The sequence below is a fragment of the Streptomyces sp. NPDC059696 genome, from assembly GCF_042733745.1.
Taxonomy (GTDB): Bacteria; Actinomycetota; Actinomycetes; order Streptomycetales; family Streptomycetaceae; genus Streptomyces.
This window is the reverse complement of sequence record NZ_JBHWFG010000020.1, coordinates 1-12,721: the sequence shown is the minus strand read 5'-3', so window position 1 is coordinate 12,721 and position 12,721 is coordinate 1. Positions and strand designations below refer to the sequence as shown.

General features: G+C 73.5%; 12 protein-coding genes and 1 pseudogene. 6 read left to right on the top strand and 7 right to left on the bottom strand.

Features of this window, described 5'->3' with window-relative positions; genetic code table 11:
- Positions 1-22: 22 nt before the first annotated feature.
- The gene (locus ACFV20_RS22050; RefSeq protein WP_385658915.1) at positions 23-580 is read right to left on the bottom strand and encodes a DoxX family protein; all 558 of its coding nucleotides are present in this window, start codon (positions 578-580) and stop codon (positions 23-25) included.
- A 344-nt stretch (positions 581-924) separates the two neighbouring features.
- Here ACFV20_RS22050 and ACFV20_RS22045 point away from each other — a divergent pair, with 344 nt between their 5' ends.
- Entirely contained in the window at positions 925-1,251 is a 327-nt protein-coding gene (locus ACFV20_RS22045) for a nuclear transport factor 2 family protein (protein WP_350709179.1), read from the top strand.
- Positions 1,252-1,511: 260 nt separating this feature from the next.
- Here ACFV20_RS22045 and ACFV20_RS22040 read toward each other — a convergent pair whose 3' ends face one another.
- Positions 1,512-2,282 (bottom strand): SDR family oxidoreductase, encoded by a 771-nt coding sequence (locus ACFV20_RS22040; protein WP_385658913.1) that lies wholly within the window; start codon positions 2,280-2,282, stop codon positions 1,512-1,514.
- 60 nt (positions 2,283-2,342) lie between these two features.
- Positions 2,343-3,377 (bottom strand): Gfo/Idh/MocA family protein, encoded by a 1,035-nt coding sequence (locus ACFV20_RS22035; RefSeq protein WP_385659098.1) that lies wholly within the window; start codon positions 3,375-3,377, stop codon positions 2,343-2,345.
- A gap of 307 nt (positions 3,378-3,684) precedes the next feature.
- On the opposite strand from ACFV20_RS22035, the gene ACFV20_RS22030 reads away from it, so the two are divergent.
- The 3 genes from ACFV20_RS22030 (at position 3,685) to ACFV20_RS22020 (ending at position 7,163) form a co-directional block, all read left to right on the top strand.
- Positions 3,685-4,938: a multidrug effflux MFS transporter gene (locus tag ACFV20_RS22030; protein ID WP_385658912.1), complete on the top strand. Its 1,254-nt coding sequence runs from the start codon at positions 3,685-3,687 to the stop codon at positions 4,936-4,938.
- On the top strand, positions 4,881-6,059 hold the full coding sequence (locus ACFV20_RS22025) for a serine hydrolase domain-containing protein (RefSeq protein ID WP_385658910.1): 1,179 nt from the start codon (positions 4,881-4,883) through the stop codon (positions 6,057-6,059). The genes ACFV20_RS22030 and ACFV20_RS22025 overlap by 58 nt, the downstream gene beginning before the upstream one ends.
- Positions 6,060-6,179: 120 nt before the next feature.
- Positions 6,180-7,163, top strand: coding sequence for a small ribosomal subunit Rsm22 family protein (locus tag ACFV20_RS22020; protein ID WP_385658908.1), 984 nt, complete (start codon positions 6,180-6,182; stop codon positions 7,161-7,163).
- A 22-nt stretch (positions 7,164-7,185) separates the two neighbouring features.
- Here ACFV20_RS22020 and ACFV20_RS22015 read toward each other — a convergent pair.
- Both ACFV20_RS22015 and ACFV20_RS22010 read right to left on the bottom strand, forming a co-directional pair.
- Positions 7,186-8,525, bottom strand: a pseudogene (locus ACFV20_RS22015) (S28 family serine protease).
- A 131-nt stretch (positions 8,526-8,656) separates the two neighbouring features.
- Positions 8,657-8,866 carry a DUF6243 family protein gene (locus ACFV20_RS22010; protein WP_385658906.1) on the bottom strand — a complete coding sequence of 70 codons (210 nt, stop codon included), beginning with the start codon at positions 8,864-8,866 and terminating at the stop codon, positions 8,657-8,659.
- Between the two features lie 104 nt (positions 8,867-8,970).
- Here ACFV20_RS22010 and ACFV20_RS22005 point away from each other — a divergent pair, with 104 nt between their 5' ends.
- Positions 8,971-9,612, top strand: a complete 642-nt coding sequence (locus ACFV20_RS22005) for a TetR/AcrR family transcriptional regulator (protein WP_385658904.1) — start codon at positions 8,971-8,973, stop codon at positions 9,610-9,612.
- Here ACFV20_RS22005 and ACFV20_RS22000 read toward each other — a convergent pair.
- Complete coding sequence (locus tag ACFV20_RS22000; RefSeq protein WP_385658902.1) at positions 9,591-10,448, bottom strand: glycerophosphodiester phosphodiesterase; 858 nt, start codon at positions 10,446-10,448, stop codon at positions 9,591-9,593. The two genes, ACFV20_RS22005 and ACFV20_RS22000, sit on opposite strands and share 22 nt — an antisense overlap.
- Positions 10,449-10,655: 207 nt before the next feature.
- Between ACFV20_RS22000 and ACFV20_RS21995 the strand changes: the two genes are divergently transcribed.
- Positions 10,656-11,393 carry a bifunctional DNA primase/polymerase gene (locus tag ACFV20_RS21995; protein ID WP_385659096.1) on the top strand — a complete coding sequence of 246 codons (738 nt, stop codon included), beginning with the start codon at positions 10,656-10,658 and terminating at the stop codon, positions 11,391-11,393.
- Between the two features lie 118 nt (positions 11,394-11,511).
- On the opposite strand, the gene ACFV20_RS21990 is transcribed toward ACFV20_RS21995, so the two are convergent.
- Positions 11,512-12,504, bottom strand: a complete 993-nt coding sequence (locus tag ACFV20_RS21990) for a hypothetical protein (protein WP_385658900.1) — start codon at positions 12,502-12,504, stop codon at positions 11,512-11,514.
- Positions 12,505-12,721: the final 217 nt, after the last annotated feature.

The window sequence follows — 12,721 nt, the reverse complement described above, 5'->3', positions numbered from 1 at the left end:
TGACAACGCCCCCCATCCCTGGTCACTCCATGGACTCCTCCTCGAACAACGCCTCCTGCTCCCCCTCCCTCGCCTTTCGCAGCCGCCTCGCCCGGGCCCCCACCACCACCGCCGTGCCCGCCGCCGTCGCCGCGAAGGCCACGGGGATCATCCAGCCGCGGTTCACCGCGTGGCCGAGCAAGTGGTCGACGGAGAGGCGGCCCGGGCCGGTGATGGCCAGGCCCGCCGCCGTGAGGCCCAGTGTCGCCGCGTACTCGTAGCCGCCGCTCTGGTTGAAGAAGCCGTTCGGGGCGTGCACCGCCGCCGCTCCCGCCATCGCGCCGGCCGCCGCCGCGCCCGCCGCCGGGGTCGCCAGGCCCAGCGCCAGCAGCGTGCCGCCGCCCGTCTCCGCGAGGCCCGCCGCCGTCGCGCTCGCCTTGCCGGGGGCGTAGCCGACGGACTCCATGAACTGGCCGGTGCCCTCGATGCCGTGTCCGCCGAACCAGCCGAACAGCTTCTGCGTGCCGTGGGCCGCCAGCACACCGCCCGCCCCCAGCCGGAGCAGCAGCAGGCCCAGATCGCGTCGGTCGATACGCGTCACGTCGTCTCCCGGGGTAGGCAGCAGCAACAGAGGAAAGCGCCTCTTCGCGTTTCCACCGTCGCATCCCTCACACCCCATGACACCCGGCGGGCCCGTCAGCCGACGCCGTTCGGGTGGCACCGGGGGCCCCGCAAAGGGGGCCCCGCACCGGGCCTCCACGAGTCTGCTCGCCCCGCGACGCGCGGCGAGTCCGCAGTGAATCCGCGGCGAGCCCACAGTGAATCCGCGGCGAATCCGGAGCGAGCCCGCAGCGAATCCGCGGTGAATCCACGGCGCGCCCGCGGCGAACGCCGTTCGGGTGGCACCGGTGGCGTGGGGGAGGAGCCGGTACGAGGCTGGCTCGTATGACGATTCAGACCACGCGCCTCAGCGATCCGGCCGTCCGGGCCTTCGTGACCGCCGTGAACAACCACGACCGCGAGAGCTTCATGAAGGTTCTCGCGCCGGGCGCGACCATGACCGACGACGGGTCCGACCGGGACCTGGACGACTGGGTGGACCGGGAGATCTTCTCCTCCCACGGCCACATGGAGGTCGACAACGAGTCCAACGGCGGCCGTTCCCTCCTCGCCCGCTACAGCAACGACACCTGGGGCGAGATGCGCACCCGGTGGAGTTTCCAGGTGGACGAGGACGGCAGGATCACGCGCTTCGAGACCGGGCAGGCCTGACCCCTCTCTCAGGAACGTGTAGCGGCAGTCGTTCCACGCGCACCGGTGCGTACTCCGCGGTCCCTCGCGGAATCCACCCCCACCCGGTGCCGTGGAACGACTGCCACCTCCCCCCTGGATGTGGCCGACGGGAGCTCTCCACTCCAAGTGTGAAGCTTTGGTGTAGGAGATTTGAGCATAGGCTCCCTATCGGCCGCAATAGTGCGGACGTTCGCATTCCGGTTGTGCAAGTTGACGAGTTGACGACCGTCGCCGCGCGCTCAGCCGCGTCCGACGTACGGCATCGCCGTCGCCAGTACGGTCGCGAACTGCACGTTCGCCTCCAGCGGCAGCTCGGCCATGTGGCGCACCGTACGGGCCACGTCCGCGACGTCCATCACGGGTTCCGGGGCTACTTCCCCGTTTGCCTGCAGCGCTCCCGTCTGCATACGGGACGTCATGTCGGTGGCGGCGTTGCCGATGTCGATCTGGCCGACCGCGATCCCGTACGGCCGGCCGTCCAGGGAGAGGGACTTCGTCAGGCCCGTCAGGGCGTGCTTGGTCGCCGTGTAGGCCACCGAGTGCGGACGAGGCGTGTGCGCGGAGATCGAGCCGTTGTTGATGATCCGGCCGCCCCGCGGATCCTGCTCCTTCATCTGCCGGTACGCCGCCTGCGCGCACAGGAACGCCCCGTTGAGGTTCGTGTCCACCACGTGCCGCCAGGCCTCGTAGGGCAGTTCCTCGACGGGCACGCCGCCGGGCCCGAACGTGCCCGCGTTGTTGAACAGCAGGTCGACCCGGCCGAAGCGCTCGACGGTCGCGGTGAACAGGGCGCTCACGTCCTCGGGGCGCGCGACGTCCGTGCGCACCGCAAGCGACGCGGCCCCGGGCACCAGCGCCGCCGTCTCCTCCAGTGTCTCCACCCGCCGGCCCGCCAGCGCCACCGACCAGCCCGCGCGCAGCAGTTCCACGGCGACCGCCCGGCCGATGCCGGAACCCGCCCCGGTCACCACCGCGATTGCATGTGCCTCGGCACTCTCCTTGGCATTCATGGGCCCGCAGCGTACGGGAGCCACCCCCCGGGCCCCCTGCATGACCTGCATGAGGAGGGCTCAGGCGGGCGTGAGCTCCGCCGTGATGTCCTCGTCCGGCGTCTCGCCCGGGTAGCGGACACCGACGCGGTCCCGGATCGCGTCCAGCGTGCGCATCACGGCGAGCGTGCCGTCGAGCGGGACCAGCGGGGACTCGGTCTCCCCGGCCCGCAGGGCCCGCATCACCTCGAGCGCCTCGTGGCGCATGCTGTTGCGCGGCCCGTCCACCGGGTCGGCCGTGAACTCCTCGGCGTCGCGGCCGTCCCGGTGCAGGACGAAACGGTCCGGGAAGAAGAAGCCGCTCGGGACGTCGATCCGGCCCTTCGAACCGGTGACCGACGCGGACGTCGCCGTACCGCCCACGATGGAGCAGTGCACCGAACCGAGCGCGCCGCTGTCGAACGAGAGCACCGCCGCCGTCTGGAGGTCGACGCCCTCCTCGGAGAGCACCGCCCGGGCCGCGACGTCCGACGGCTCCCCGAGCAGCAGCTGCGCGAACGACACCGGGTACACACCGAGGTCGAGCAGCGCGCCGCCGCCCAGCTCCGGGTTGCGCAGCCGGTGCGAGGGCGGGAACGGGCCGGCCAGCCCGAAGTCGGCCTGCACGCTGCGCACCTCGCCGATCGCCCCGTCGTCGACCAGCGCCTTGAGCCGCCGGACCAGCGGGTTGCAGTACATCCACATCGCCTCCATCAGGAAGCGCCCGTGCTCCCGCGCCAGGGCGACGAGTTCCTCCGCCTCGCGCACGTTCAGCGTGAAGGGCTTCTCGCACAGCACGTGCCGCCCGGCCGCCAGGCACAGCCCGGCCGCGGCCCGGTGCGCCGTGTGCGGGGTGGCGACGTAGACGACATCGATGTCCTCGTCCTGCGCGAGCGCGCTCCAGTCGCCGTGGGCCCGGGGTATCCCGAACCGCTCCGCGAACGTCTTCGCCGAGACCTCGGAGCGCGAGGCCACCGCCACGACCTCCGCGTCCGGCAGGTCGATCAGATCCGCGGTGAACGCGGCCGCGATCCCCCCGGTCGCCAGGATCCCCCACCGCACCGTGTCCGCCGTCATACCGCCCCGCCTCCGCCTCGCGACCCCGAGCACTGCGTACGAGCTGAGAGCATAGGTGGCGATCGACTCGGAGAGGGAGGGACTCATGCCCGAGGGTGGGGCGCCGATATCGAAGATCGCGCGGGAAGCGTCGAACGGCGCGGGGGAGGCGGCGAAGACCGCGCGGGAGGTCTCGAAGCCCGCGCGGGAGGTCTCGAAGACCGCGGGGGAAGCGTCGAAGACCGCACGGGAGGTCTCGAAGCCCGCGCAGGAGTCGTCGAACACCGCGCGGGAGTCGTCGAACACCGCGCGGGAGGCCGCGGCCGGGATGGCGCGGCCCGACCGCACGGCGCACCGCCGCACCGGGCTCCTGGTCACCTTCCTCCTCGGCAGCCTGACCGCCGTGCCCCCGCTGGCGATGGACATGTACCTCCCGTCCCTGCCGCAGGTCACCCGGTCCCTGCACGCGCCCGCCGCGACCGTCCAGCTCACGCTCACCGCCTGCCTGGCCGGCATGGCGCTCGGGCAGCTGGTGGTCGGGCCGATGAGCGACCGCTGGGGGCGCCGCCGTCCGCTGCTCGCCGGACTCGCCGTCTTCGTCGTCGCCACCGTGCTGTGCGCACTCGCGCCCACCGTGGAACTGCTGGTGACGTTCCGGCTGGCCCAGGGCCTCGCGGGCGCCGCCGCCATCGTCATCGCCCGGGCCGTCGTCCGCGACCTCTACGACGGCATGGCCATGGCCCGCTTCTTCTCCACCCTCATGCTGATCTCCGGCGTCGCCCCGATCGTGGCGCCCCTCATCGGCGGGCAGGTCCTGCGTGTCACCGACTGGCGGGGCGTGTTCGTCGTCCTGACCGCCATCGGCGTGCTGATCGGGGTCCTGGTCTGGACGCGGCTGCCCGAGACGCTGGAACCCGCCGAGCGGCACAGCGGCGGTGTCGGCGAGGCCCTGCGCGCGATGCGCGGCCTGCTCGCCGACCGCGCCTTCGCCGGCTACATGCTCACCGGCGGCTTCGCGTTCGCCGCCCTCTTCGCCTACATCTCCGCGTCCCCGTTCGTCATCCAGGAGATCTACGGCGCCTCCCCGCAGACGTTCAGCCTGCTGTTCGGCGTCAACTCCGTCGGGCTGGTCGTCGTCGGCCAGATCAACGGCAAGATCCTCGTCGGCCGGGTCAGCCTCGACCGGGTCCTGGGCGTCGGCCTCGCGGTCGTCATCACCGCCGCGACCGCGTTGCTGCTGATGTCCCTCGGTGTCTTCGGCGAGGTCGGTCTGGTGCCCGTCGCCGCCGCGCTGTTCGTGCTCATGTCCGCGATGGGCGTCACCCTGCCCAACACCCAGGCCCTCGCCCTGATGCGCACCAAGCACGCCGCCGGCTCCGCATCAGCCCTGCTCGGCACCACCTCCTTCCTCATCGGCGCGATCGCCTCCCCGCTCGTGGGCGTCGCCGGGGAGGACACCGCCCTCCCGATGGCCGTCGTCCAACTGGCCGCCGCACTGGTGGCCCTGGCCTGCTTCATGGGAATGTGCCGACCCTGGAAGAAGGAGAGCACCCGCGCGAGCGTGGAGGAGGCAGTCAGCTGAGCGCACCCAGACTGCGCGACGGCACGCCGGAGCGGGCCGGACTCGACCCCGCGGAGCTGCGTCACCTCGTCCGGGAGGTCCACGTCCTCACCACCGGGCAGCGCCCCTGGGCACCGGGCGCGGTCCTGGTCGTCGGACGCGGCCCGGTGATCGCCGTCGAGGAGGCGGCGGGCTGGGCCGTGCGCTACGCGGCCTACGATCCCGACGCCGACGCCGGGGTGGAGCTGCCGCCTCAGGACCGCGTCCCGATGACCGTCGGCACGCCCTTCGACCTGGCGTCCCTCACGAAACTGTTCACGTCCGTGGCCGCCGTGCAGCAGATCGAGCGGGGCACACTCGGCATCGACGCCAGGGTCGGGGCGTACCTGCCCGACTTCACGGCGGCCGCCCGGCACGGCATCACCGTACGGCAGCTGCTCACGCACACCTCCGGGCTGCGGCCCGAACTGCCGCTGTACGAATGCCCCGACGACGCGCGTCGGCTGGCGATGCTCCAGGCGGAGCCGCCGGCGGGGGTGCCGGGCACGTACTGCTACTCCGACCTGAACATGCTGATCCTCCAGCACGTCCTGGAACGCGTCAGCGGCCGGACGCTCGACGTCCTCTTCCGTGACGGCATCACCCGGCCGCTGGGCATGACGGCGACGGACTTCGGGCCGTGCCCGGGCGCCGCGGCGACGGAGGACCAGCGGCGGCCCTGGGCCAAGGCGGACCGGGGGATGCTGCGGGGCGAGGTCCACGACGAGAACGCCTGGGCGCTCGGGGGCGTGGCCGGTCACGCGGGCCTGTTCTCCACCGGCCGGGACCTCGCGGTGTTCTGCCGGACCCTCCTCGCCGGCGGCTCCTACGGCCCCGCCCGCATCCTCGGCCCCGACTTCGTCGAGCTCCTCTTCACCCCGCCCGGCCTCGGCTTCTCCCTCGACCAGCCCTGGTTCATGGGCGACCTGGCGGGCCACGGCGCGGCCGGCCACACCGGCTTCACGGGCACGTCCCTCGTCCTGGACCGGGCCACGGACACGTTCCTGATCCTGCTCACCAACGCCGTCCACCCACGACGCCGCCGCCCGGACAGCGCCCCGAGGGCCGCGGCGGCGTCCCGGGTGGCACGGGCGGTGCGGTGACGCTGCCGCGCGCTTTCGCGGGCGTCTGCCGGGTGGACGGTCCCGCTGACGCGGTGGGGGTGCCCGGGTGAGCGCCGCGGTCCTCCCGGGCACCCCCGGCCCACCTCGTAGAATCGCCGGGTGAACGCCCCCGCGCCCCCGGCCGAAAATCTCCGCTCCGCCCTCGCCGGTCTGCTCGACGGGCTGCCGCCGCGGCAGGCCGCGCAGGCCGTGGAGCGGCTGATCAGCAACTACCGGGGTGCCACCCCGACCGACGCCCCCATCCTCCGGGACCGGGCCGACGTCGCCGCCTACGCCGCCTACCGGATGCCCGCGACCTTCGAGGCCGTACGGGCCGCGCTGGAGGCCTTCGCCGACGCCGCGCCCTCGTGGGTGCCCGGCGGGCACACCGACCTCGGCGGCGGCACCGGTGCCGCCGCCTGGGCCGTGAGCGCGGTGTGGGGCGGGCAGCGGCCCGTCACCGTGCTCGACTGGGCGGAACCCGCGCTCGCCCTGGGACGCGAGATCGCCGCGGCCAACCCGGAGCTGAAGGACGTCCGCTGGCAGCGCTCCCGGATCGGGGCGGCCCTCACCCTGGACAGCACGGACCTCGTCACCGTCTCCTACGTCCTCAACGAGCTGACCGCCGCCGACCGCGCCGCCCTCGTCGACGCCGCCGCGGCCGCCGCACAGGCCGTCGTGATCGTCGAACCGGGCACCCCCGACGGCTACACCCGCCTCATCGAGGCCAGGGACCGGCTGATCACCGCCGGGTTCCGGATCGCCGCCCCCTGCCCGCACAGCGCCGCCTGCCCCATCGCCCCCGGCACGGACTGGTGCCACTTCTCCGCCCGGGTCAGCCGCTCCTCCCTGCACCGCCAGGTCAAGGGCGGCTCCCTCGCGTACGAGGACGAGAAGTTCGCCTACGTGGCCGCCGCCCGCTTCCCCGTGGAACCGGCACCCTCCCGCGTCGTCCGGCGCCCCCAGATCCGCAAGGGCCAGGTCCTCCTCGACCTGTGCGAGAGCGAACCGTCCCTGCGCCGCGCCACCGTCACCAAGCGCCACGGCGACCTGTACAAGGCCGCCCGGGACGCCGACTGGGGAGACCCCTGGCCGCCCGCGTGACCCAAGGGGTGGCCGCCGGCCCTCAGCCCCGCCCGGCCCAGCGAACCAGCATCTCCTCCGCCGACGCCCGGTCGGAGGGGGACAGGTCCGCGAGGTCGGCGCCGTGGTTGCCGCCCGCTACCCACAGCAGCCGTGAGTCCGGGCCTCCGGGGCGGAAGTACTCGGCGACCGCCGGGTCCTGGGTGCCGTTGACGAACAGCAGCCGGCTGCCGCGCCGCCGGACCCAGCGGTCGATGTCGGGCATGGCGGCCCGGTCGAAGCGCAGGGGACGTCCCGGGGGACGAAGCTGCGTGCCTCGGCGGCGCCCGGGTGGCGGAGCAGGTCCGCGAGGTGGGCCGTGGGGAGGCTGCCGTACCCCAGCTGCGTGCCGATCTGGTACCAGTACGGGATGTAGGCCCGGGCCGACCTGTCGGCGTACAGCGCCAGGCCCGTCGTGTCGTCCAGCCAGGTGTAGAGCTCGCCGGCCGTCGCCCCGGGTCCGGGGATCGCGGCGGCCTCGGCCGGGGTCCCGCGCTGCCAGAACATGAACGGCACGCGCAGGACGGCGATTTCGAGGGCCCGGTCGGCGCTGCCGACGAGCCGGAAGGTGTCGCCGGTGGCGGTCGCCCAGGCCTCGTAGCGGGCGGCCAGTTCGGCCCGGCGCAGCAGGATGGCCCGCTGGACCGCTTCGAGGGCGCCCCGGGCGGCGGGGGTGCCGACGGTCGCCAGGAAGCGGAGGTACGCGCGGTCGTCGCGGTCGTCCACGTTGTTCGGGGCCGAGTGGACCAGCGTGCCGTTCACGTCGTGGGGATGGAAACGGCGGTGGTAGACGGCCGCCATGCCGCCCTTGCTGCTGCCGGTCGAGATCCACGCGCCGGGGTAGAGCCGCCGGAACAGCCGGACGACGCGGTGGTGGTCGTCGGCGGCCTGGCGGATGGTGAGGTGGGTGTAGCCGGGCTCCGCGGGGCGTGAGGCCCCGAAGTAGCGGTGTTCGACCTGGAGTTGGTTCGCGCCGAGCAGGACCGCCGCTTCCGTGCGGCGGGGGGTGAGGACCGCGTGGTAGCCGGTGCTGAACAGCACGGTGGGGCGGTCGGCGGCGGTGTGGAGCAGGGTGAGGCGCTGTTCGAAGGTGCCGGCGGCCGGGTTCGTGTGGTCGACCGGCTGACGCAGACCCAGCACGAGGTGCCGGTGGCCCGGTTCGGCGTCGTGCCGCTCCTCGATCAGACGCAGTCCGGGCAGGGCCCGCAGCACGTCGGCCACGTCGGCGTCCCCACGGGCCTCGGCCGCCGCCCGCGCGAGCGGGGCGGCGGTGACGGCGAGGCCCGCCGCGGGGACGGCCGTGACCGCCGAGGTGAGCAACCGTCGTCTGGTCCATGTGGTCATGAGCCGAGTCCTCTCGGGGGTCCGTGGCGCGGATGTCCGTCGTCGCCGGCCGCGACCGCTTCAGTACATCCGCCGGACCGCCCGGGAGGATCCCGCGCGCGGGGGTGCGCTCTCCCTCGCGCGGGGGAGACTCACGAGCCCTCGCCGGTCGCGCCCTCCTCCCGCGCGTCCCGCTGCTGCCGGTTCTCCTGGAGCTTGCGCAGCAGTTCGCGCTTCTGGGCCCGCGGGTCGAGACCGCCGCCGATCCGGCCGCCCCGGCCGTCGCCGCGCAGCGCCCTGCGGCCGAGGTTCCTGCGCGATCCGCCGACACCCAGCATGTTTCCGGCTCCGCCTCGGGTCATCCCGGACTCCTTCCCTCACCATTGCCGCGACGAGACGGTTCGTCTCGCGCTATTGCCCCACTGTCCGCGAGACGCTCCGTCTTGTCAACTGATAAATTCGGCCCATGGCCGTCCAGAAGTCCCCTCAGCCCGCCCCCGGCAAGCCCGCCCCCGACTCCACCCGGCGCAGCCAGAAGTCCCGCCGCGCCATCTACGACGCCGCCCTCGCGCTCGTCGTCGAGGCCGGCTACCAGAGGACCACCATCGAGGGCATCGCCTCCCGCGCCGGCGTCGGCAAGCAGACGATCTACCGCTGGTGGCCGTCCAAGGCGGACGTCCTGATGGAGGCGTTCCTCGACCTGGCCGAGCGGTCCTCGGCAGAGGCCGGGCCGCCGCCGCACACCTTCCCGGACACCGGCGACCTCGCCGCCGACCTGAAGGCCGTCCTGCGCGCCACCGTCGACGAACTGCGCGACCCCAGGTTCGAGGCGCCCTCCCGCGCGCTGGCCGCCGAGGGCGTCGTCAACGAGGCGTTCGGACGCGAGCTCGTGGCGAAGCTGCTGCAGCCCTCACTCGACCTCTACATCGCCCGGCTGCGCGCCGCGCAGGACGCCGGGCAGGTGCGGCCCGAGATCGACCCCCGCATCGCCCTGGAGCTCTTCGTCTCCCCGCTCGCCCAGCGCTGGCTCCAGTACACGGGCCCCCTCTCCCACGAGTACACCGACGCGCTCGTCGACTACGCCCTTCACGGCCTGGCCCCGCGCTGAGCGGCCCGGGCGAGGCGCCCCGGCGCGTCCGTGATCACGCCGTCGCAGCCCAGCGCCAGCACCCGGTCCCGCTGCGCGTCCGTCACCACGGTGTGCGCCCACACCCGCGCGATCCCCGAGCGCACCGCCCGCACCAGGTCCGCGTCCCGCGCCTGGTGGTCCACGTCCAGCAGATCCACGTACGACCGCCAGCGCTCCGGGCGGTCCGTGCGCAACTGCTGCGCCGAGCGCCACACCTGCGAGAGCAGGCCGAGGCGGTGGACGCGCCGGGCCACCTCGGGGTCGTTGGAGTTCACGAACACCGACCGGGTCAGGCCGCGGGCCCGGATCAGCTCGGCCAGCCGGTCGAGGCCGCGCGGGTCCTTGGCCTCCAGCATCAGCACGATCCGCCCGCCGAAACGATCCAGCACCTCGGCGACCGTCGGCGGCCGCTCCGACCGCCAGCTCCCCGGCAGCCGGTCCTTCGGGCGCAGCCGCACGCCCCGCCACTCCCGGGCGTCCAGGCCGCGCACCTCACCGCCCAGGTAGGTGGTGCGGTTCAGGGTCTCGTCGTGGAACACCACCGGCGTGCCGTCGCGCAGCAGCCGTGTGTCGAAGTCCAGCACCTGCGCCGTCCCGCGCCGGTACGCGGCCATCAGCCCCGCCATGCTGTTCTCGGGCACCTCACGGGCGCCGCCGCGGTGCGCGACGTACGTGACCCGGGGCAGGGCCGCCACGGTCAGCGGACCCGCACCCCACTCCAGCGGGGCCGGGGCGCGACCGCCGGGCCCCGTCAGGGCCAGCGAGACCACGGACGCCACGGAGGCCAGACCCGACAACGCGATCCTTGTGACCATGGTGATCACGGTAGGGCGGCATGTCCCGGCAAAGCGGGCAATGACACCCGATCGCGGTGGAGAGCGGGGCACGCCCCACTCCTCCCGCCCGGCGCCCCGTGCGCGGTGCGTCCGTCCTGTCCCGGATGTGGGCACTGGCCCCCCGGTGCGCGGGAAGATGGGACGATGAGGCATGCTGTTCCGCACGACGGCGAGGCGAGGGGACAGATGAGCGCGGAGTTCGGCGGCCGGACCGGCCTCCAGGGCAAACTCACCCAGTGGCTGCGCGCCGGGCGCCGGCCGAAGGAGACCGCCGGGGACGGCGGCCGTGAGGCCCTGCTGCTCGCCGCCGCCGAGGCGGGACTGCCCCTCGCGCCCGCCGCCCACCCCGCCGGCTACCGCTGCTCCTGCGACCGGGTCGGCTGTCCCACCCCCGCCCGCCACCCGGTGTCCTTCGCCTGGCAGACACAGTCGACCACCGACCACGCCCAGATCGAGCGCTGGGCCCGCCACCAGCCGCAGGCCAACTTCATCACCGCGACCGGCATGATGCACGACGTCCTCGACGTGCCCCTCGACGCCGGTCGCGACGCGTTGGAGCGGCTGCTCGCCGCCGGTGTCGAGGTCGGGCCCGTCGCCGAGAGCGACGACGGCCGCCTGCTGTTCTTCACGCTCACCCGGGGCACGCCCGAGGACGAGGACGAGTGGTGGCCGTGCGAACTGGACTGCCACCCCGAGACGATGGACGAGCACCCCGGGCTGCGCTGGCACTGCCGGGGCTCCTACGTCCTGGTGCCGCCGGCGCGGCTGCCGGGTGAGGAGCAAGGGGTGCGGTGGGTGCGGGGGCCGGAGCACGCGCTGCCGGATCCGCTGAGCCTGCTGGAGGTGCTCACCGAGGCGTGCGGGCGCTACGCGGACGAGGACACCGGCCGGGCCGCCGGGGCGAACTGGCCCCTGCGGCACTGAAGCCGGTTGGCGACGGGGCCCGTTGAGGGGCCGGGTCGTGAGGGCGGCCGGTTCGCGCGGGCGGCCGGTTCGTGAAGGTGGCCGGTTCGTGAAGGTGGCCGGGCCGTGAGGGCCTGGGCTACGAGCCTTCCGCCGATGTCAGTCCCTGGATCCTGCCCAGGATCGTCACCTTGCCCGGGCCCTTCGGGTCCAGCGCCACCTCGTTGGAGACGAACTCCATCGTGAGGGACTGCTTGATCTCGCCCTTCGTCAGGGCCTGGACGTCCTTGTTGGGGGCCGGGACGGACGTGCCCGCGTAGGCGGTCTGCTTCTCGTAGTGCCGCGTCGTGAAGAACACCAGCGCCCCGCCGTCCGTCGTGCGCAGCGCCAGCGGCGCGTAGTCGCCGTGCGTCAACGGCTCGTCGATGTACTGGGTGACCATGCCCGGCTTCTTGCCGTTCTTCTCGCGCAGGGCGCGCCACTGGCTGGTGTGGGCGCCGTCCGTGAAAGTCTCTCCGCCGCTCTTCAGATACGTCGCGTACGTGCTGCTCAGATCGCCGGGGTCGGTGGCCAGGTCCGTCGCCTTGACCGGGACGGACTCGGCCCAGCCGTCGGTGTCCTTCTTGAACTGCGGGACCTTGCCCGGGGCGACGAGCGTCAAGTACGCCACCTGGAACGGGTCGTCCAGGCCGCTGCGGGTGAAGACCAGCAGCCAGCGGGCGGTGCCGCCCTTGTTGCCGGCCGCGTCCACGACGAACCAGCGGGGCCAGCCGGCCTTCTTGGGGATCGTGAACTTCGCGTCCGTCAGTTCCAGCGGGGTGTGGTTCGGGTTGCCCGCCGGGTTGTTCGCCTTGCCGGCCTTGAGACGGGCCGAGTCGATGTCGGCGAGGGCGCCGGTGGTGTGGTCGGCGTCCAAGGTGCCGTCGTACGCCTTGTCGGCCTCGTTGTACGCGGCGGTGAACTGCTGGAGGGCCTTGGCGGCTTCGGCGCGGGTCGTGGACGGGAGGACTTCCCGTTCGCCGTGCACGACGACGCATCCACTGGCCGTCAGCGACAAAGCGGTCACCGAGGTTGCTATGAGGGCGCTCCGGGCGGGCCTGTGGAGCGTTCGAGGGTCGCGATCCCTGCTCATCGGGTACCTTCACCTTCCCCTTTCCGGAGGCGAACCCTACCGGGTGCCTCCGGCGGCCGGGCCGGGGGTGCGTGAAGGCGCGGGTGCCTGCGCCTTGGCGCCGGGTGGGGGTGCGGGGCTTCGTGGGACGCCGGGTGGGGGGGGGGCGGGTTTTCGCGTGCCGCCGGGTGGGGGGGGCGGGTTTTCGGCGGGCGCGGGGCGAGGACAGGGGCCACGT

Bases quoted from the DNA above. Each gene is read 5' to 3' on its own strand.
- ACFV20_RS22045 (WP_350709179.1), top strand. From the start codon at position 925: ATGACGATTCAGACCACGCGCCTCAGCGATCCGGCCGTCCGGGCCTTC.
- ACFV20_RS22040 (WP_385658913.1), bottom strand. From the start codon at position 2,282: ATGAATGCCAAGGAGAGTGCCGAGGCACATGCAATCGCGGTGGTGACC.
- ACFV20_RS22035 (WP_385659098.1), bottom strand. From the start codon at position 3,377: ATGACGGCGGACACGGTGCGGTGGGGGATCCTGGCGACCGGGGGGATC.
- ACFV20_RS22030 (WP_385658912.1), top strand. From the start codon at position 3,685: ATGGCGCGGCCCGACCGCACGGCGCACCGCCGCACCGGGCTCCTGGTC.
- ACFV20_RS22010 (WP_385658906.1), bottom strand. From the start codon at position 8,866: ATGACCCGAGGCGGAGCCGGAAACATGCTGGGTGTCGGCGGATCGCGC.
- ACFV20_RS22005 (WP_385658904.1), top strand. From the start codon at position 8,971: ATGGCCGTCCAGAAGTCCCCTCAGCCCGCCCCCGGCAAGCCCGCCCCC.
- ACFV20_RS22000 (WP_385658902.1), bottom strand. From the start codon at position 10,448: ATGGTCACAAGGATCGCGTTGTCGGGTCTGGCCTCCGTGGCGTCCGTG.
- ACFV20_RS21995 (WP_385659096.1), top strand. From the start codon at position 10,656: ATGAGCGCGGAGTTCGGCGGCCGGACCGGCCTCCAGGGCAAACTCACC.
- ACFV20_RS21990 (WP_385658900.1), bottom strand. From the start codon at position 12,504: ATGAGCAGGGATCGCGACCCTCGAACGCTCCACAGGCCCGCCCGGAGC.